The sequence below is a fragment of the Pseudomonas wadenswilerensis genome (assembly GCF_900497695.1).
Taxonomy (GTDB): domain Bacteria; phylum Pseudomonadota; class Gammaproteobacteria; order Pseudomonadales; family Pseudomonadaceae; genus Aquipseudomonas; species Aquipseudomonas wadenswilerensis.
This window is the reverse complement of sequence record NZ_UIDD01000001.1, coordinates 481,824-498,115: the sequence shown is the minus strand read 5'-3', so window position 1 is coordinate 498,115 and position 16,292 is coordinate 481,824. Positions and strand designations below refer to the sequence as shown.

Annotated in this window: 21 protein-coding genes and 1 tRNA gene; 12 read left to right on the top strand and 10 right to left on the bottom strand. The window is 58.7% G+C overall.

Translation table 11 applies throughout. The annotated features are described in order from the left end of the window. Positions 1-199: 199 nt before the first annotated feature. Complete coding sequence (gene gabP / locus CCOS864_RS02400; protein WP_115084906.1) at positions 200-1,594, bottom strand: GABA permease; 1,395 nt, start codon at positions 1,592-1,594, stop codon at positions 200-202. Between the two features lie 609 nt (positions 1,595-2,203). Between gabP and CCOS864_RS02395 the strand changes: the two genes are divergently transcribed. Genes CCOS864_RS02395 through CCOS864_RS02375 form a run of 5 tightly spaced genes read left to right on the top strand, consistent with a single transcriptional unit; the run spans position 2,204 to position 6,457 of the window. Continuing rightward, positions 2,204-2,977, top strand: coding sequence for an ABC transporter ATP-binding protein (locus tag CCOS864_RS02395; protein ID WP_038998282.1), 774 nt, complete (start codon positions 2,204-2,206; stop codon positions 2,975-2,977). Between the two features lie 13 nt (positions 2,978-2,990). Beyond that, complete coding sequence (locus tag CCOS864_RS02390) at positions 2,991-3,752, top strand: ABC transporter substrate-binding protein (protein WP_038998280.1); 762 nt, start codon at positions 2,991-2,993, stop codon at positions 3,750-3,752. 57 nt (positions 3,753-3,809) lie between these two features. Further along, a complete protein-coding gene (locus tag CCOS864_RS02385) occupies positions 3,810-4,505 on the top strand; it encodes an ABC transporter permease (RefSeq protein WP_038998279.1) in 696 nt (231 codons plus the stop codon). Continuing rightward, positions 4,502-5,191 carry an ABC transporter permease gene (locus CCOS864_RS02380; protein WP_115084905.1) on the top strand — a complete coding sequence of 230 codons (690 nt, stop codon included), beginning with the start codon at positions 4,502-4,504 and terminating at the stop codon, positions 5,189-5,191. The genes CCOS864_RS02385 and CCOS864_RS02380 overlap by 4 nt, the downstream gene beginning before the upstream one ends. Positions 5,192-5,236: 45 nt before the next feature. Continuing rightward, complete coding sequence (locus CCOS864_RS02375; protein ID WP_115084904.1) at positions 5,237-6,457, top strand: methyltransferase; 1,221 nt, start codon at positions 5,237-5,239, stop codon at positions 6,455-6,457. A 230-nt stretch (positions 6,458-6,687) separates the two neighbouring features. Here CCOS864_RS02375 and mdtI read toward each other — a convergent pair whose 3' ends face one another. Both mdtI and CCOS864_RS02365 read right to left on the bottom strand, forming a co-directional pair. Continuing rightward, positions 6,688-7,017, bottom strand: coding sequence for a multidrug/spermidine efflux SMR transporter subunit MdtI (gene mdtI, locus CCOS864_RS02370; protein WP_038998274.1), 330 nt, complete (start codon positions 7,015-7,017; stop codon positions 6,688-6,690). Beyond that, positions 7,011-7,370, bottom strand: coding sequence for a multidrug/spermidine efflux SMR transporter subunit MdtJ (locus CCOS864_RS02365; RefSeq protein WP_038998273.1), 360 nt, complete (start codon positions 7,368-7,370; stop codon positions 7,011-7,013). Before CCOS864_RS02365 ends, mdtI begins: the two co-directional genes overlap by 7 nt. Before the next feature lie 516 nt (positions 7,371-7,886). On the opposite strand from CCOS864_RS02365, the gene CCOS864_RS02360 reads away from it, so the two are divergent. The 7 genes from CCOS864_RS02360 to CCOS864_RS02330 all read left to right on the top strand — a co-directional run bounded on the left by CCOS864_RS02360 (position 7,887) and on the right by CCOS864_RS02330 (position 10,276). After that, positions 7,887-8,465, top strand: a complete 579-nt coding sequence (locus CCOS864_RS02360) for a hypothetical protein (RefSeq protein WP_010221300.1) — start codon at positions 7,887-7,889, stop codon at positions 8,463-8,465. Positions 8,466-8,474: 9 nt separating this feature from the next. Then, entirely contained in the window at positions 8,475-8,681 is a 207-nt protein-coding gene (locus CCOS864_RS02355) for a helix-turn-helix domain-containing protein (protein ID WP_010221299.1), read from the top strand. A gap of 18 nt (positions 8,682-8,699) precedes the next feature. Continuing rightward, entirely contained in the window at positions 8,700-9,080 is a 381-nt protein-coding gene (locus CCOS864_RS02350; RefSeq protein ID WP_115084903.1) for a hypothetical protein, read from the top strand. A gap of 24 nt (positions 9,081-9,104) precedes the next feature. Continuing rightward, complete coding sequence (locus CCOS864_RS02345) at positions 9,105-9,311, top strand: hypothetical protein (protein WP_115084902.1); 207 nt, start codon at positions 9,105-9,107, stop codon at positions 9,309-9,311. Between the two features lie 24 nt (positions 9,312-9,335). After that, complete coding sequence (locus tag CCOS864_RS02340) at positions 9,336-9,602, top strand: hypothetical protein (protein WP_115084901.1); 267 nt, start codon at positions 9,336-9,338, stop codon at positions 9,600-9,602. Between the two features lie 97 nt (positions 9,603-9,699). Next, positions 9,700-9,775, top strand: a tRNA-Thr gene (locus tag CCOS864_RS02335). Between the two features lie 78 nt (positions 9,776-9,853). After that, positions 9,854-10,276, top strand: a complete 423-nt coding sequence (locus CCOS864_RS02330) for a hypothetical protein (RefSeq protein ID WP_244211874.1) — start codon at positions 9,854-9,856, stop codon at positions 10,274-10,276. Positions 10,277-10,833: 557 nt separating this feature from the next. On the opposite strand, the gene rfaD is transcribed toward CCOS864_RS02330, so the two are convergent. The 7 genes from rfaD to tagQ form a co-directional block, all read right to left on the bottom strand. Beyond that, complete coding sequence (gene rfaD / locus CCOS864_RS02325; RefSeq protein WP_115084900.1) at positions 10,834-11,826, bottom strand: ADP-glyceromanno-heptose 6-epimerase; 993 nt, start codon at positions 11,824-11,826, stop codon at positions 10,834-10,836. Between the two features lie 70 nt (positions 11,827-11,896). Further along, the gene (locus CCOS864_RS02320; RefSeq protein WP_115084899.1) at positions 11,897-12,331 is read right to left on the bottom strand and encodes a hypothetical protein; all 435 of its coding nucleotides are present in this window, start codon (positions 12,329-12,331) and stop codon (positions 11,897-11,899) included. Further along, the gene (locus tag CCOS864_RS02315; RefSeq protein WP_115084898.1) at positions 12,328-13,236 is read right to left on the bottom strand and encodes an Ssp4 family T6SS effector; all 909 of its coding nucleotides are present in this window, start codon (positions 13,234-13,236) and stop codon (positions 12,328-12,330) included. The genes CCOS864_RS02320 and CCOS864_RS02315 overlap by 4 nt, the downstream gene beginning before the upstream one ends. Positions 13,237-13,400: 164 nt before the next feature. After that, positions 13,401-13,874, bottom strand: a complete 474-nt coding sequence (locus tag CCOS864_RS02310; protein WP_115084897.1) for a hypothetical protein — start codon at positions 13,872-13,874, stop codon at positions 13,401-13,403. A gap of 16 nt (positions 13,875-13,890) precedes the next feature. Next, positions 13,891-14,346, bottom strand: coding sequence for a hypothetical protein (locus CCOS864_RS02305; protein ID WP_115084896.1), 456 nt, complete (start codon positions 14,344-14,346; stop codon positions 13,891-13,893). Continuing rightward, a complete protein-coding gene (locus CCOS864_RS02300; protein ID WP_115084895.1) occupies positions 14,343-15,248 on the bottom strand; it encodes an Ssp4 family T6SS effector in 906 nt (301 codons plus the stop codon). The genes CCOS864_RS02305 and CCOS864_RS02300 overlap by 4 nt, the downstream gene beginning before the upstream one ends. Positions 15,249-15,324: 76 nt before the next feature. Further along, complete coding sequence (tagQ, locus tag CCOS864_RS02295; RefSeq protein ID WP_115084894.1) at positions 15,325-16,278, bottom strand: type VI secretion system-associated lipoprotein TagQ; 954 nt, start codon at positions 16,276-16,278, stop codon at positions 15,325-15,327. Positions 16,279-16,292 lie beyond the last annotated feature (14 nt).

The window sequence follows — 16,292 nt, the reverse complement described above, 5'->3', positions numbered from 1 at the left end:
CTCCTGATCCCCTCAATGGCGATAGCCGGATGGGGCTGCGCTGCAGCCCATCGCCGGCAAGACCGGCTCCCACCACAGTCCCTGTGAGAGCTGGCTTGCCAGCGATGGGGCCAACCAGAACACCACACCACTTCCTGCTTGAACAAAAAAGGCCGCGATCCTCACAGATCGCGGCCTTTGTCATTGCACCCGCATCACATCAGTTGTTCAGCACCGCCCGCCCGGCCGCCTCGGTCTTGCGCTTGCGCGCCACCAGCAGCCCGGCGGCGACCACGGCAATCGACAACAAGCCGGTCGCGACGATCTCGATACGATGATCCGGACGGATCAGCATCACCGTCAGAATGCCGACAATGAAAGCGATCGTCGCCCAGGTCAGCCCCGGGAACAGCCACATCTTGAAGGCGATCTTCTCACCGCGCTGCATACGCTGACGGCGCATGCGCAGTTGCGACACGGCAATCACCAGGTACACCAGCAAGGCGATGGCGCCGGAGCTGGCCAGCAGGAACTCGAACACCTGGGCAGGCGCCAGGTAGTTGGCGATCACGGTGAGGAACGCCGCCGCAGTCGACAGCACCACCGCCACATACGGGGTCCCGCTGGAGGTGGTGCGCTGGGCCATGGCCGGCGCATCGCCACGCTTGCTCAGGGAGAAGAGCATCCGCGAGGAGGTGTACAGCGCCGAGTTCAGGCAACTGGTCACGGCGATCAGCACGACGATGTCGACGATCAGCTTGGCGTTGGGGATGCCCATCAGGTTGAGCACGGTCTGGTACGAGCCGACTTCGGCCAGGTCACTGTTGGTCCACGGCACCAGGGCCACGACCACGAAGATCGACACGAGGTAGAACAGGAAGATCCGCCAGATCACCGAGTTGGTGGCCTTGGTGATCTGCTTGCCCGGGTCTTTCGACTCGGCGGCAGCGATGGTGACGATCTCGGTACCCATGAACGAGAACATGGTGGTGAGCATTGCCGCCAGCACCGCGCCCATGCCGTTGGGCATGAAGCCCTGGGTGTCGAACAGGTGGCTGACGCCGCTGACCTGGCTGTTGGGCAGCAGGCCGAAGATCGCGGCAACACCAAGGATGATGAAGCCGATGATCGCCACCACCTTGAGCAATGCGAACCAGAACTCGAATTCACCGTAGTTCTTCACACTGAACAGGTTGGTCGCAGTCAGCAGCAAGGTGATCACCAGGGTAAATACCCAGATGCCGATATCGGGAAACCAGGCATGCAGGATGGTCGCCGCGGCGTTGGCCTCAAGCGGAATCACCAGCACCCAGAACCACCAGTACAGCCAGCCGATGGTAAAGCCGGCCCAGTGGCCGATGGCTTTGTCGGCGTACGTCGAAAACGAACCGGTATCCGGCGAGGCGACGGCCATCTCGGCCAGCATGCGCATCACCAGCACCACCAGGGTTCCGGCCGCGGCGTAGGCCAGCAACACCGCAGGGCCGGCTTCGGCGATGGCGTGGCCGGAGCCGACGAACAGGCCGGCGCCGATGACACCGGCAATCGACAGCATGGTCACATGCCGCTGTTTGAGCCCCTGAGCGAGGTCGTTGGAATTGTGCGTACCGCTCATAAAACTACCTTTGCGAGAAATGGCGTTTTGATCCTGCTACTCGAGTCGCACTCTTCAAAAAGAGTGCTACATCCTGTTGCCGATCGATAACGCAATTACCGCGCCAGGCTGATGACCGTTCGTTCGAAAATTCTCACAGCCCCGTTTAACAAGGCTTACAGGTCTTTCGGCCAAGACTTGACCGAAAGCCCCTGAAAAACCGGCGGAATTGGCCAATTACTGAAATACCCACTTACAAATACCCTAGGTGCACCACAATCCGTCACCGGTAACACCTCATGCACTTCCTACGAACACAAAGGTACAACCCCGAGGTACAACCAAAGCCGTAAATAAAGGCCCGAACCTGTGCACAAGGTCAGAAACGACTTCCCAGAAACGGCCAAAACTGGCACCATCGCGCCTTTTTTCATCAAGGCTCCGGCCCTGGAAACGAGGGTAGGCGGACATCTGCGCGACAGTCCACTGCAGCGATGCGACACCCGCCCTCCCACCAACCGATTGCCTCTCCCGACGTTATTGGCTGTCTTCGGACCGCTATGCTAGCTTGGCGCCTCGCCAGGAAGGCCGCTAACAGCAGGAGCGCACCAGAACACATGAGGACCGCACATGGCTGAGGCCACGCCCGCGCTGGAAATCCGCAACCTGCACAAACGCTACGGCGACCAGGAAATCCTCAAGGGAATTTCGCTGACCGCGCGTGATGGCGACGTGATCTCGATCCTGGGATCCTCCGGCTCCGGCAAGTCCACTCTGCTGCGCTGCATCAACCTGCTGGAAAACCCGCACCAGGGCCAGATTCTGGTGGCTGGCGAAGAGCTCAGGCTCAAGGCGGCAAAAAACGGCGAACTGGTCGCCGCCGACAACAAGCAGATCAATCGCCTGCGCAGCGAGATCGGCTTCGTCTTCCAGAATTTCAACCTGTGGCCGCACATGAGCATCCTCGACAACATCATCGAGGCGCCGCGCCGGGTGCTGGGCCAGAGCAAGGCCGAGGCCATCGAGCATGCCGAAGCGCTGCTGAACAAGGTCGGTATCCACAACAAGCGTCACAGCTACCCGGCCGAACTGTCCGGTGGTCAGCAACAGCGTGCGGCCATCGCCCGCACCCTGGCAATGAAGCCCAAAGTCATTCTGTTCGATGAGCCGACTTCGGCCCTGGACCCGGAAATGGTCCAGGAAGTGCTCAACGTTATCCGTGCCCTCGCCGAAGAAGGCCGTACCATGCTACTGGTTACCCACGAAATGGGCTTTGCCCGCCAGGTGTCCAGCGAAGTCGTCTTCCTGCACCAGGGGCTGGTCGAAGAGCAAGGAACGCCGCAGCAGGTTTTCGAAAACCCGACCTCGGCGCGTTGTAAACAATTCATGTCCAGCAACCGCTAACGGAGCAACACGCATGCAGACCTATAAGAAATTCCTCCTGGCCGCTGCCGCCACGCTGGTGTTCTCGGCCAATGCCATGGCTGCCGAGAAACTGAAAATGGGCATCGAGGCGGCCTACCCGCCGTTCAACAACAAGGATGCCAGCGGCCAGGTGGTCGGCTTCGACAAAGACATCGGCGACGCCCTGTGCGCCAAGATGAAGGTCGAGTGTGAAGTCGTGGTCTCCGACTGGGACGGTATCATTCCAGCCCTGAACGCGAAGAAGTCCGACTTCATCGTCTCGTCCCTGTCGATTACCGACGAGCGCAAGCAGGCCGTGGACTTCACCGACCCGTACTACTCGAACAAGCAGCAGTTCATTGCCCCGAAGAACGTCGACTTCAAGACCGATGATGCTTCGCTCGCAGGCAAGACACTGGGCACCCAGCGCGCAACCCAGGCCGCCATCTGGCTGGACGATCACGGCGGCATGGACGGCAAGTTCAAAGTCAGCCTGTACGACACCCAGGAAAACGCCTACCTGGACCTGACTTCTGGCCGCGTCGATGCCCTGCTGGCTGACAAATACGCCAACTACGACTGGCTCAAGTCCGACGCCGGTAAAAACTACGAGTTCAAAGGCGAGCCGGTGAACGAAAGCGACAAGGTCGGTATCGCCGTGCGCAAAGGTGACAATGAACTGCGCAACAAGCTGAACGCCGCTCTGAAGGAAATTGTTGCCGACGGCACCTACGAGAAGATCAACAACAAATACTTCCCGTTCAGCATCTATTGATTCGCCCCGACCGGCATTGCCCTGGAGGCGATGCCGGTCCCTTGAACAAACCTGCCCATGAATATTGATCTCTACGGATTCGGTCCGGCCTTGTTGGCCGGGACGCTGATGACCGTCAAACTCGCGTTGTCGGCCCTGTTTCTGGGGCTGGTACTGGGACTGCTTGGTGCCCTGGCCAAGACCTCGCCGTACAAACCCCTGCAATGGCTGGGTGGCTTCTACTCCACGCTGGTTCGCGGCGTGCCCGAACTGCTCTGGGTGTTGTTGATTTACTTCGGCACCGTCAGCCTGATGAACCGGCTTGGCGAACTTCTGAATATTCCTGGCCTGGAGCTCAATGCCTTCGCCGCAGGTGTCATTGCCCTGGGCCTGTGCTTCGGCGCCTATGCCACGGAAGTGTTCCGTGGTGCGATCCTGGCCATTCCCAAGGGTCACCGTGAAGCCGGCCTGGCCCTCGGCCTGTCCAAAGGGCGGATCTTCTCCAAGCTAATCCTGCCGCAAATGTGGCGGATCGCGCTGCCGGGGCTGGGCAACCTGTTCATGATCCTGATGAAAGATACCGCGCTGGTCTCGGTGATCGGCCTGGAAGAAATCATGCGTCACTCGCAAATCGCCGTGACCGTGAGCAAGCAGCCCTTCACCTTCTACATGGTCGCCGCCATCATCTACCTGGGCCTGACCGTCCTTGCCATGACCGGCATGCACTTCATGGAAAAACGCGCCGCTCGCGGCTTCGTGAGGGCCAATCAATGAACTGGGAAGTCATCATCAAGTGGCTGCCACGCTTGGCCCAAGGTGCCACGCTGACGCTGGAGCTGGTAGCCATCGCGGTCATTGCCGGCCTGATCCTTGCCATTCCACTGGGCATCGCCCGCTCCTCGCGGCACTGGTACGTGCGCGCCCTGCCGTACGGTTACATTTTCTTCTTCCGTGGCACACCGCTGCTGGTTCAGCTGTTCCTGGTGTACTACGGGCTGGCCCAGTTCGATGCCGTGCGTAACAGCGCCTTGTGGCCGTACCTGCGCGATCCGTTCTGGTGCACGGTGCTGACCATGACCTTGCACACTGCCGCCTACATCGCAGAAATCCTGCGTGGCGCGCTGCAGGCCATCCCCCGTGGCGAAATTGAAGCGGCGCGGGCCCTGGGCATGTCCCGGGCCAAGGCGATGATCTACATCATGCTGCCACGCGCAGCGCGCATCGGCCTGCCGGCCTACAGCAACGAAGTGATCCTGATGCTCAAGGCCAGCGCCCTGGCCAGTACCGTCACCCTGCTGGAGCTGACCGGCATGGCGCGGACCATCATCGCCCGCACCTACCTGCCGGTAGAGATCTTCTTCGCTGCGGGCCTGTTCTACCTGCTGATTTCCTTCCTGCTGGTGCAAGCCTTCAAGCAGCTGGAACGCTGGCTGCGCGTCGACGCCTGCCAGGGTCGATAAACCTGTATAACGGGGCTGATCTCAGCCCCGTTTTCGTATCCGCTCATGACCACTGCCTTTCCTCTTTCCGGTGACCAACTGCTCAGCCGCTTCCAGGCGCTGGATGGTTTTCTACGCGAGCACCAGGCACTCTGGCGGCCACGGCCATTCACCCAGCTGGAACTGCCGTGGGAAGCCGAGCACCCCGCCCTTGCCCACTGGTTGCGCGAGCGTTCGTTGAGCGAGGCTGAGGCGGCGCACAATCACCCCGAGCAGCTAGACGCCCCCGCCCCTTTTCCACAACTGGCGCGCCGGGCGGCAGAGCTGTCTGCCATCGGTGAGTTATCCAGCGTTGATCTGCCCGCGGCAGGCCCTCGCCTGAATGTCGATGTGCCGGGGCGCAAATGGCAGCAGATCGAAGCCTTCGCCAGCCATCTGGGCTTTATCCACAACCCGCGACACTGGCTGGACTGGTGCGCAGGCAAGGGCCATCTGGGCCGGCGCTTGTTGCAGCCGCACAGCCAGCAACTGACCTGCCTGGAATTCGACCCGGCGCTGGTCGAAGCCGGTATCGCCCTCAGCCAGCATCATCAGCTGCCCGCCGAACACCGCCTGCAGGATGTACTGGCCAATGACGCCGCCTTGCAACTGAATGCCGAGCACACGGCAGTCGCCCTGCACGCCTGTGGCGACCTGCATGTACGCCTGATGCAACTGGCCAGCCAGCAGGGCTGCCGCCAACTGGCCATCGCACCGTGCTGCTACAACCGCATCCAGGCGCCGCAGTACCAGCCGTTATCCACAGCCGCCAAGGCTTCTGGCTTGCAGTTGTCGATCGAAGATCTTGGCTTGCCGCTGAGCGAAACGGTTACCGCTGGTGCGCGCGTGCGCCGCCAGCGTGACCAATCCATGGCCAGGCGCCTGGGTTTCGATCTGTGGCAACGTCAGGTGCGTGGGGTGGATGAGTACCTGCCAACGCCTTCGCTACCGGTCAGTTGGCTGCACAAGCCGTTCGCCGACTACTGCCGGGGCCTTGCTGAACTCAAAGAGTTGCAGGCAGGTGCCGAGCCCGATTGGCCCGCGCTGGAAGCCGCCGGCTGGCAGCGCCTGGCCCAGGTGCGCAACCTGGAATTGCTGCGCAATCTGTTCCGCCGCCCGCTGGAATTGTGGCTGGTGCTGGATCGCGCACTGTTCCTGCAGGAACAGTCCTATCAGGTACAGCTCGGGGTGTTTTGTGAACAGCCTCTCACGCCACGCAACCTGATGCTGTTGGCCGAACGTCAGTAAAGGTGCTCAGCCTGTGGATAAGTCTGTGCGCAACCTTGCGTCGAACCCCTGCAAATTCGTGGATCCAAGCGCTTTCACTGGCTGGTCATTTTTTGTTCACCGATTAATCGCCAGCAAAAACAGCCATTTGCGCAAAGACCAACGGCGGGCGTTGGTCCGATGCAATGCGCACCTGCTTGGCATGCGGCTTGTGCATAAGCCTTCGCGCGAATAGCGCTAAGCAGGCTGAATCAGGCCAGTTTCAACAGGCTCATGCCCACCAGCAACAGCGCCAGCCCCAACCAGCCACGGCCCACCAGGCGTTGACCAAACAACGCCCAGCCCATGGCCACGGTGGCGAGGATGCCGAAGCCACCCCAGATGGCATAAGCCAGCGACAGTTCGATATCTCGCACAGCCTGAGCCAGTGCGGTAAAGGCGGCCAGCACACAGAGAATCGAGGCAATGCCCAGGCCGCGCTTTTTGAAACCGTCGGAATACTTGAGCAGCAGGTTGGCGATCACTTCCAGCACGATCGCCAGGCCCAGCCAGGCGAAGGGAATCCAGTTCATGCTCAGCATGGCAGGGCCTCCATGTTGCGCGGGGCAGGTGCGGCGCGGGTACCCGACTTGATCAGCAGGATACCGGCGATCATCACACCCAGGCCGGCGGCCTTGAGCAGGCCCAGGCTCTCGCCCAGCCAGGTGACGCTGATCAGGGTAATCAGCACGATACCGATGCCTTCCCACAGGGCGTAGGCCACGCCCACCGGCACGCGTTTTACCGCCAGTGCCAGGAAGAAGTACGACAGGCCGATCATCAGGTACATCAACCCGTGACCAAGAATCGGGAAATGACTGGCGGCGAATTTCATCGACGCGGTACCGATCACCTCAGCGGTGATGGCGATAAACAGATAGATCCAGGAACGCATGATGCCCTCCCACGGGCGACACAAGCCGAGCGAAATCGCGCTGACGGCTGCAGACAAAAAGAGAAACGAGGCTGTTTGTCGGGGGAGGCGCTAGAGGTCGCCGGTCCAGTGACGTTCACGGGAAACCAGGCGGGAGGTGAGGAGCGGAAACGCTTTAGTGTTCAACATAATGAACAACAAATTAGCTCAAGGCATCGTTAAAGTCAAATCGATAGAAAATGACTAATTAATTTTCGCGTCTTTCAGTCCGTATTTAGGTGAAAGCCCTTAAAGGTTACAGAAAGGTTCGTAAATTATATTACCCGGCCATTTTGGGGCTGCTGCGCACCCCATCGCCGGCAAGGCCGGCTCTGTGGGAGCTGGCTTGCCAGCGATTCAGCCACCGCGCAGCCTCTGACACCCCTCTCCTGCCCTCGTGTCAAAACGCCGCACCCCTACCAAAATTACAATTAATTATTGTAATACGATAATTTTTCACAAATAATGCACCCCGCTCAACTAGCACGGAGGGAAACCATGAACAGTAAGACAGTGGCTTACGCGAGATCGCGTCTGCGAGTGATCGGTGCATTCGCCGCGGTACTCGCCTGGGGTACAGGGATCGTCGAGTTCGGCGGCAACGTACTATTGTGGGTGTTCGAAAAAGCCCAGGTGCAAGGCGCCTACCTGCAAAGCTTTGGTGAAAACATGCCGCTGCTGCTGGCCCCGGACTACCAGCCTTCGCACCTGGCCCTGGGCCTGGTGATCGGCCTGGAACTGATCCCCGCCAGCCTCTCGGCTTTTGCCTTGTACCTGACCGGCTTGTTCTTCCTGCGCCTGTCGCGGGGCGAAACCTGGACGACGCAAAACATCAAGATGCTCTGGTGGGTGGGCTTGCTGTGCATCGGCTTGCCGATGGTCTGGCCGATGATCGGCACCTTGCAGGGCCTGGCGTTCTCCATCGACCTGCCCAAAGGCGAGAGAAGCTTCAGCGTATCGATCGGTGTATCATCCCAGGCGGTTTACGAGATCATGAAAGGCATCTTCCTGTGCGCCTTCTCACTCCTCATGCGTGACGCCAAAACCATCAGCGATGAACACAACTGTTATGTCTAGCTTGCCCCTATGCCGATAATTATTCGACTCGATGTAGTCATGGCCAAGAACAAGATCCGCTCCAAGGATCTGGCCGAGATTATCGGTATTACGGAGGCGAACCTGTCGTTGCTGAAAAACGGCAAGATCAAGGGTTTCAAGATGGAAACCCTCGAGAAGCTCTGTCGCGCGTTGAACTGCCAGCCAGGTGACCTGCTGGAGTTCAGCGAGGAATGAACAAGGAACTGGCAACTCGTGAGCAATTCACTCAAATGGCGCGCTGCGCTAGTGCTGGCCGTCGGCCTGCTCGGCGGCTGCGGCCCCAGCTACACCTATAGATACTCCCCACCGCCAAGCATGGCGGGCATGAACTGCATCAACTCCTGCTCGATGGAGCGCAACCACTGCAAACAGATGGCGCGCCTGCAGGAAAACAGCGATCAGGCCCTGTACCAGGCCAACTACAGAAGCTACCAGCTTTGCCAGGCCGGCAAGAGCAAAAAGGAAGCGCGCAAAAGCTGCTACTACCCCAGCTACCCGTTCAACAGCGGCTCTAGCTACTCGTGCGGCAGCGACTACGACAGCTGCTACCAGTCCTGTGGCGGCACCATCCACCGCATCCTCAACAAAGACTGACGCCTCGAATAAACGGAATTGACTGTGGATATCATCAGATCCATCGCCCTGCTTGCGTGCGCGTTTTACCTCAGCGGCTGCGCCTTCATGTCCGACTGGCAAGTCCCGCCACCCCGGTCCGACTGGCAAGTGCCGCCCATGCAGATGTACGGCACCCAGAGCTTCCCCGGGCCGGACTTCAGCAGAGACCACCACGCCATCCAGCGCTACCTCGACACACACAAACACTGACACTTCGACCAAACGGAATTGCCTGTGGCTATTATCAGATCCTTCCTCCTGCTGGCGTGCGCGTTTTACTTGAGCGGCTGCACCACCGGCGACTACGCCCCGATGTCTGGCTGGGAAATCCCGCAGATGCAGATATACGGCGACAAGGGCTACACGGGCCCGGCCTACAGCTGCAAGAAAAAGCACGGCTGCCGAGAGCACTGTAAAAAGCACGATTGCCGCTACAAACCGCTGATATTCGACCCCACCAAAGCCGAACCCAGCGCCACCACAATGCACCGCGGCTGGTAACAAAACACCTCGCGATAGCCGCTGAAACCGGGCATCGCGAGGAATGTTGCAGAAGTAGTTTACAGACGCAAACTGATCGCTATAATGACGCCCCTGTGCCGGTATAGCTCAGATGGTAGAGCAACTGACTTGTAATCAGTAGGTCCCGGGTTCGATTCCTGGTGCCGGCACCATACGCAGTAAAAAAGAGGCTCACCGCAAGGTGGGCCTTTTTTGTTTGCACAGCCTACACCGCCTCGGTAGGAGCGGGCTTGCCCCGCGATGAGACCGGTGAATTCGGCCTCCTCAGGTGGCGTCTGAATTGCGACCGCTGCGCGCTCGATCGCGGGCAAGTCCCGCTCCCACACATACCTTGCTGGATAATCCCGTCTATCGTCTCGGCCACCGGGCTTTCGAAAGACGCGCTGCATATCTACTTCGGTATGGTGGTGTTCGTCACCCTTGCAGCCATCAGCAAGCAACCAAGGCCCTATCTGGCCTGGTCTTGTGCATTAGCCCTGGCCTGCGTGGGCGAGATAGTCGACGGGTGGGATGACCTGCATAGCCTGGGCTACTGGCGTTGGCAGGCGAGCCTTCATGATGTGCTGAATACTTTGTTTTGGCCGAGCGTGCTGACACTGCTTGGGTACCTGAGATCTCGGGCAAAGCATGGCCCGAATTTCCCAGAAAAATGATCAACAACGCTCCTGGACGATGGGCTGCCGAGCCGCATGCCTGCTGAGCGCTGTCATAGATGCCTTGCAGCAAGAGCGAAACGTGAACCAAAGCGTCTTCAGCCTCGATTCCATCACGCACAGCAAATAACGGTGGATGTCCGGCACCACAGGAGCCGAAGGGGGGTGCGGCAGTCTTGCCAAGGAGGGATTCGGGAGGATCCGGAACTATCTTTTTTGTCATTATGACGCTCCTTTTGCAATGGAGCTGTCACCGTCTGCGACCAAACAAATTGGGGGACAGCTGTACGCAGGTTGGTCGACCGGGGCAAAAGGCAAACCCGGCAGGCACGAATGCCTCCTGCGCACAGCCGCCATAGCACGATGTGCAGACGAAAATCCGTCAGCATTCGTGGATGGGAGCTTTTGCAATTTGCTGTACGGGCGACCAAACCCGATCGCTGATTTTGCAGCGACCGGGGAAGCCTAACGTTCACCATGCCGAAATGGCAAGGCGGGAAACACACGAGTCCATAATGAAGTGGCGGTAACTCGCAGGCCATTGCGCCAGCAGCAAGCTAATGCGGGCGCTGCAACCACTCGCAATAACCCGCCACACCCTGCTCCACCGTCAGCGTCGGCTGCTGATAGCCAACGCTGCGCAAGCGCTCAAGGTCGGCGCAGGTGTAGCACTGGTACTTGCCGCGCAGGTGCTCGGGGAATTCGCTGTATTCAAGAATGCCTTCCAGCAGGGCCATCTCCAGCGACAGCGGCGGCTGGTCCTGCTGCTCGCGCAGGTGGTTGATCACTGCCAGTGCCACATCGTTGAAAGGCTGGGCACGACCGCTGCCGACGTTGAACAGGCCACTCAACTGTGGCCGGTCGAGGAAGAACAGGTTGACCTCGACCACATCCTCGACCGCCACGAAATCGCGCAGGTGGCCGCCGCTCGGGTAGTCGCCATAGCTGCCGAACAGGCTGACCTTGCCGTCGGTCTGGTACTGGTTGAAGCAGTGCAAGGCGACCGAGGCCATGGCGCCCTTGTGCTGTTCGTGGGGGCCGTAGACGTTGAAGTAGCGCAGGCCGACGATCTGGCTGCGCGCCTGTGGCAGTTGCCGGCGCACGCGCTGGTCGAAAAGGAATTTCGAGTAGCCGTAAACATTCAATGGCCGCTCGCATTCACGCTGTTCGCGAAAGTCGCGTCCGGAGCCATACACCGCTGCCGACGAGGCATACAGCAGCGGCACCTGCAGGGCCTGGGCGGCGTCGAGCAGGTCGCGGCTGAAGCGGTAGTTGTTGTCCATCATCAAGCGCCCGTCGCCTTCGACGGTGCTGGAGCAAGCGCCCTGATGCAGCACGGCGCGTACCTTGCCGAACTGGCCACGGCCGAAACGCGGAAGAAAGTCGTCCTTGTCCAGGTAGTCGGCGATTTCGCCGTCAGCCAGGTTGCGAAACTTGTCGCCATCGCTCAAGTCATCGACCGCGATGATCTCGGTTTCTCCGCGCTGGTTGAGGGCCTGAACCAGATTGCTACCGATAAAACCGGCGGCGCCGGTGACGATAATGGTCATGCCATGTCCCCCTTTGAGGGTGCAGAGGCCTCAGTTTAGGGAGTGGCGATTGTGCAAATATTAACCAGAGTCAATGATGTTGGCGTTTTTGCCGGCGTTCGTGGTGAAGCTTCGCGAGGGACTCGCGCATTTGCCGATGGCCGGTGCTGTTCAGCAGGAGCAGACCAATAAGGGGGAACAGCAACCCCAGCATATACACGCCGCGATGGGGTTGAAACGAGTAAGTAGATACTACCGTAATCAAGCTCGCACAGTATAGAAAGGCAATAATCCAAACTGCCCAGCGACGCCCTCGGACCATCAAGAAGTGACCAATAAAAACCAATACGGCAAGCACCAGCAAGGAAAAGGTACTGTAATCACTCCGATCCGCGTAGCCCGCAAAATAGGTAGCCGAAGCCAAGGACACCGCACACCCAATTGACAGGCACACCATGAAGAACGCCGCCATGAAGTAGGGGAAGTAGCGCGCTTTGAAGCCTTCCGGGCTGTGATTTGGATTCATTCCGAAAACTCCTCATACAAACCAATTGCAATGCTTTTCGAGTAGCTGCTGCCCGCAACGCTGAGCGTGGCACCCAACGAGTCTTTGATCAGGTTGATCGTTCCATGCCTGAATTCGGTAGGTGTGTATCGTTTCGGCAATTCGCCCAAGCTTTGCTTTAACCGTAGCTGTTTGGCTGTCAATGATGGATGTTTAAGCTTCAACAACTCGTCGGTGAGCGCCTTACGTTGCTGTCGACTCAAACGTTGCGACAAGTCGTTCCAGCTGCGCCCTGTAGTGGCTTTGCGAAGTTGCAGATACTTGATGGTAGTGGCTCCAGAAACACCTGCACCGAGTAGCGAAACAGCCTCAAGCATCGATGACATATTTCGGTACCATTCCAGGGAATCGAGGCGATCATTCTCGGCAGGATCCAGCACCTCGTTGAAAACTCTCTGCACACCTATCAAGCACTGGGCGGAGCTGGCAGCAGCAGCGGCCGCACCTATTGGTACCAGCACTGCGCTGACGCCAGCAGTAAAAGGGACTGCTACCGTACCGCTGAACACCACACTCCAGCCCAACCAGGCACTCACACAGGCAACCGAAGCACTCAATGCTTCTGCAATAACGCGGGATTCACGCGGATTATTCCGCAACTGATCCAAGAACTGTGCAGGTGTCAGATATTTCTTGGTTTCGCGAAGAATCACCCGTTTGGGCAACACACTACACAGTGGCTGAAATTCACGCAGAATGATGATGTTGTAATCTGCATCGATATAGACCACTCCTGCCCCGACAATACCGGGGTCGGCATCAATGGCGGCAAACAGCTTGGGCAGATTAGTTTGGCTTTCGACACGTTGGCGCGCAAAGTACCTCGAGGGGCTGGCGCCCAGCCCACTCATCCTTGAGTCGGTCATGGGGTCTCCTTGAACCTAACACCCGTACTCCAAAGCTGACGAAGCAGATTGGGTCACCCGGGCAAAGAAGCCCTATTCATAGCAGCTCCAGCCAGCAACCTCAGTGCACTTTGGTTTCTTGATGTATCCATGACTCTAGAGCAATAGGTTAACCAAGCGCTTGCTCAACGGCAGGCTCGACTCCGAGCTCGAACTTTGGCCGCACGCATGGCCTTGAACAACTTGTTACGCGATTTGCGGATCGCCACCAGACGACTGCGCATTTCTCGCTGGCGTTGGCTGTTGAGCACATAAAGCCCTGCCAGCGACAGAACCGTAATAACCAGGAACAGCAGATTGCTGGAGCGCGACCCATAGCTAACGAACAACGCCAGCAGATTAGCAACCAACAACGCAACAACCACCCAGACACCCCAAGGACGCCCGCGGACAACAAGCATATTGCCTATACAAAGCACCAATGAAGCGATCATCACGAGTACTACGGTGTAGTTGGCCTGCTCTGTCACACTGGCAAAATGCCCATCGACCACTACTACCGCTGTCAACGCGCAGGAGAAGCAGGCCAACAAAAAAGCGCAGATAAAGGTCGGAAAGTAACGGCGAAGAAACCCTGGTACGTCATGAAGATGAACCATTTGGGACTTCCCCCCTTCAACGACGTGCCTTGATTGCACGAGCTTCGCCCCGTTGCTTAACACGCTCCTTTCGCATCGCTACCAGATAGGCACGCATTTCCCTATGCCGTTTGCTGTTCAGAATCAACAACCCGATGAGAGGGAATAGCAGACCGGTGCTGTAGACAAACATATGAGGCCGATATCCGTAGCTGGGCAACACTGTTAACAGGCAAGCCACGAACAAGCCGACAATGACCCAAACCGCCCAAGCGCGACCCCTTACCATCAGAAAATGGCTCAGAAACCCCACCACAGAAAGCGCCAGCAGAACCATGGAGGTTTTGAACACTCGATCTTCAATACCTTTGAAATAGGTATTGGAGGCAAGCGCCACGGTGCAGGAAGCCGAGAAGCACATCATAAAGAAGGCGACGATGAACGCTGGAAAGTACTGTGCCAGAAACACTTTCAAACTCAGCGGCTGCGTCATTGCTCAAACTCCTCATACAAACCTACGGCGATCGTTTGCACTCTGCTGCTGCCCACAAACCCAGCACCAGCACCCAAGGAGTCTTTGATCAGGGTTTGGGTTGCATGCTTGAACTCGGTCGGTGTGTGGCGCTTGGGAAGTTGACCAGTACTCTGTTTGAGCCGTAGTTGCTTGGCTGTCAGCGAAGGATGTTTGAGCGAAAGCAATTCATCGGTCAGCGCTTTGCGCTGCTGACGGCTCAGTTTTCTGGAAAGCTCAGACCAACTGCTTCCGGTAGCCGCTTTGCGCACTTGAAGATACTTGAAAGTCGTAAGCCCAGAGGCCCCTACCCCCATCAACGACACAGCATCCAGCGCTGACGACATGTTCTGGTACCACTCGTAAGAGTCCAGCTCGTCGTTATCCGCAGGGTTCACCACTTCGTTGAAAGTTCTGTACCCGCCGAAAATGCACTGGGTGGTACTGGCCGCTGCAGCTGCGGCGCCCATTGTAGTGAGCACCAGGCTGGTGCCGGCAGTGAACGGCACCGCAACCGTGCCGCTAAACACTACGATCCATCCCAGAACTGCCCCGGTACAGGAAAGCGTTGCGTTCAGTGCTTCTTTAACCACTCGCGACTCACGCGGACTGGTCTTGAGCTCTTCGATGAACTGCGCAGGCGCCAGATACTTCTTCGCCTCACGCAAAATCACCCGCTTGGGCAACACACTGCAAATGGGTTGAAACTCACGCAGCGTCACCACGTTGTAGTCCGCATCGATATACACCACGCCGGCACCGACGATGCCTGGATCGGCGTCGATGGCGGCAAAGAGTTTCGGCAGGTTGATGCCGCTTTCGATGCGCTGCCTTGCGAAAAACTGCGATGGATTGCTATCCAGTCGGTTGAGTAACTCACTCATGTACGGTCTTCCTTGAAACGGCGCACAGGTCGCCCGGCCTTGTAGCACAAGGCCAGGCGACGCTGCTGTTCAGGCCTTACACGTTAGGGCAAGGCACCGGTGCCCAGTCACCCATGTCCGGGTTCTTGCACATGCTGTTGACCTGGCTCTGGCCGGCGCTGGCAACCTTCTGGCTTTCAGCCTTCTTGGCATTGGCGTCCTGCAGGGTCTTCTCGGTGGCGACGGCTTCTTTCGGTACCTCTGGCAGCTTTTTCTTCGCCGGTGGCGGAGTCTTGGTCTTGCCGGTGTTGGTCTTCTTGGCGTTGCCGGTGGCCAGCACCGGCGCCTGGGCCTCGGCGACGATCACCACGTCGTTACGCGGTACGCCGACCTGCTTGAGGTCTTGCTCGTAAGCCTGAGTGTAGTTGTTGAGGTTCTCACCCAGACGGCCGTTGACCGCAGTGATCAGGTTGTTCGACTCCTGCAGGCCGGCGATGATTTCCGCCAGGCGCTTGCGGCCTTCGCCATCGCTGATCTTGTTGCTCTTGCGGCCATCCATCAGGTTGGCGAACTCACGCTGGTAGCACGCCTGGGAGGCTTTGGCGTAAGCGGTGCTGCGGTCCATGTCGGCCGCGCTCTTGTTGATGTCGGTGGCGTAAGAGCCGATGCGCTGGTTGTCGTCGCTGATCTGCTTCTGGCGCTCGGTGTAGTAACCGGCCGCACCGCCGACCAGGGCACCACCGGCAGCACCGATGGCAGCGTTACGGCCACGGGTGTCGGAGTTGCCGGTCAGGGCGCCGGTCAGCGCGCCGCCGACGGCACCGATCAGGGCGCCGGTTGCGACCGACTTGGTCATGTCCGAATCGGTGGCGCGCAGGTGCTGGACCGGCTCGTAGCAGCTCGGGTAGTACTCGACCTTGGTCGTCGCACCGACCTTGGACGCCGGCGAGCTGGCGCAGCCAGTCAGCAGGACGGTGCTGAAACCGGCCGCCAGCAGCAGCGCGGCCCGGCCGTTGGAAGCAGTGAAGAAGGGCTTGCGAGTTGAAAGCATGGTCAGGTTCTCTC

Excerpts from the sequence above, each read along its gene's own strand:
- gabP (WP_115084906.1), bottom strand. The coding sequence starts at position 1,594 with ATGAGCGGTACGCACAATTCCAACGACCTCGCTCAGGGGCTCAAACAG.
- CCOS864_RS02360 (WP_010221300.1), top strand. The coding sequence starts at position 7,887 with ATGAACAGTAAGACAGTGGCTTACGCGAGATCGCGTCTGCGAGTGATC.
- CCOS864_RS02390 (WP_038998280.1), top strand. The coding sequence starts at position 2,991 with ATGCAGACCTATAAGAAATTCCTCCTGGCCGCTGCCGCCACGCTGGTG.
- CCOS864_RS02385 (WP_038998279.1), top strand. The coding sequence starts at position 3,810 with ATGAATATTGATCTCTACGGATTCGGTCCGGCCTTGTTGGCCGGGACG.
- CCOS864_RS02315 (WP_115084898.1), bottom strand. The coding sequence starts at position 13,236 with ATGACCGACTCAAGGATGAGTGGGCTGGGCGCCAGCCCCTCGAGGTAC.
- CCOS864_RS02320 (WP_115084899.1), bottom strand. The coding sequence starts at position 12,331 with ATGAATCCAAATCACAGCCCGGAAGGCTTCAAAGCGCGCTACTTCCCC.
- tagQ (WP_115084894.1), bottom strand. The coding sequence starts at position 16,278 with ATGCTTTCAACTCGCAAGCCCTTCTTCACTGCTTCCAACGGCCGGGCC.
- CCOS864_RS02310 (WP_115084897.1), bottom strand. The coding sequence starts at position 13,874 with ATGGTTCATCTTCATGACGTACCAGGGTTTCTTCGCCGTTACTTTCCG.
- CCOS864_RS02365 (WP_038998273.1), bottom strand. The coding sequence starts at position 7,370 with ATGCGTTCCTGGATCTATCTGTTTATCGCCATCACCGCTGAGGTGATC.
- rfaD (WP_115084900.1), bottom strand. The coding sequence starts at position 11,826 with ATGACCATTATCGTCACCGGCGCCGCCGGTTTTATCGGTAGCAATCTG.
- CCOS864_RS02380 (WP_115084905.1), top strand. The coding sequence starts at position 4,502 with ATGAACTGGGAAGTCATCATCAAGTGGCTGCCACGCTTGGCCCAAGGT.
- CCOS864_RS02300 (WP_115084895.1), bottom strand. The coding sequence starts at position 15,248 with ATGAGTGAGTTACTCAACCGACTGGATAGCAATCCATCGCAGTTTTTC.
- mdtI (WP_038998274.1), bottom strand. The coding sequence starts at position 7,017 with ATGCTGAGCATGAACTGGATTCCCTTCGCCTGGCTGGGCCTGGCGATC.
- CCOS864_RS02305 (WP_115084896.1), bottom strand. The coding sequence starts at position 14,346 with ATGACGCAGCCGCTGAGTTTGAAAGTGTTTCTGGCACAGTACTTTCCA.
- CCOS864_RS02395 (WP_038998282.1), top strand. The coding sequence starts at position 2,204 with ATGGCTGAGGCCACGCCCGCGCTGGAAATCCGCAACCTGCACAAACGC.
- CCOS864_RS02355 (WP_010221299.1), top strand. The coding sequence starts at position 8,475 with ATGCCGATAATTATTCGACTCGATGTAGTCATGGCCAAGAACAAGATC.
- CCOS864_RS02375 (WP_115084904.1), top strand. The coding sequence starts at position 5,237 with ATGACCACTGCCTTTCCTCTTTCCGGTGACCAACTGCTCAGCCGCTTC.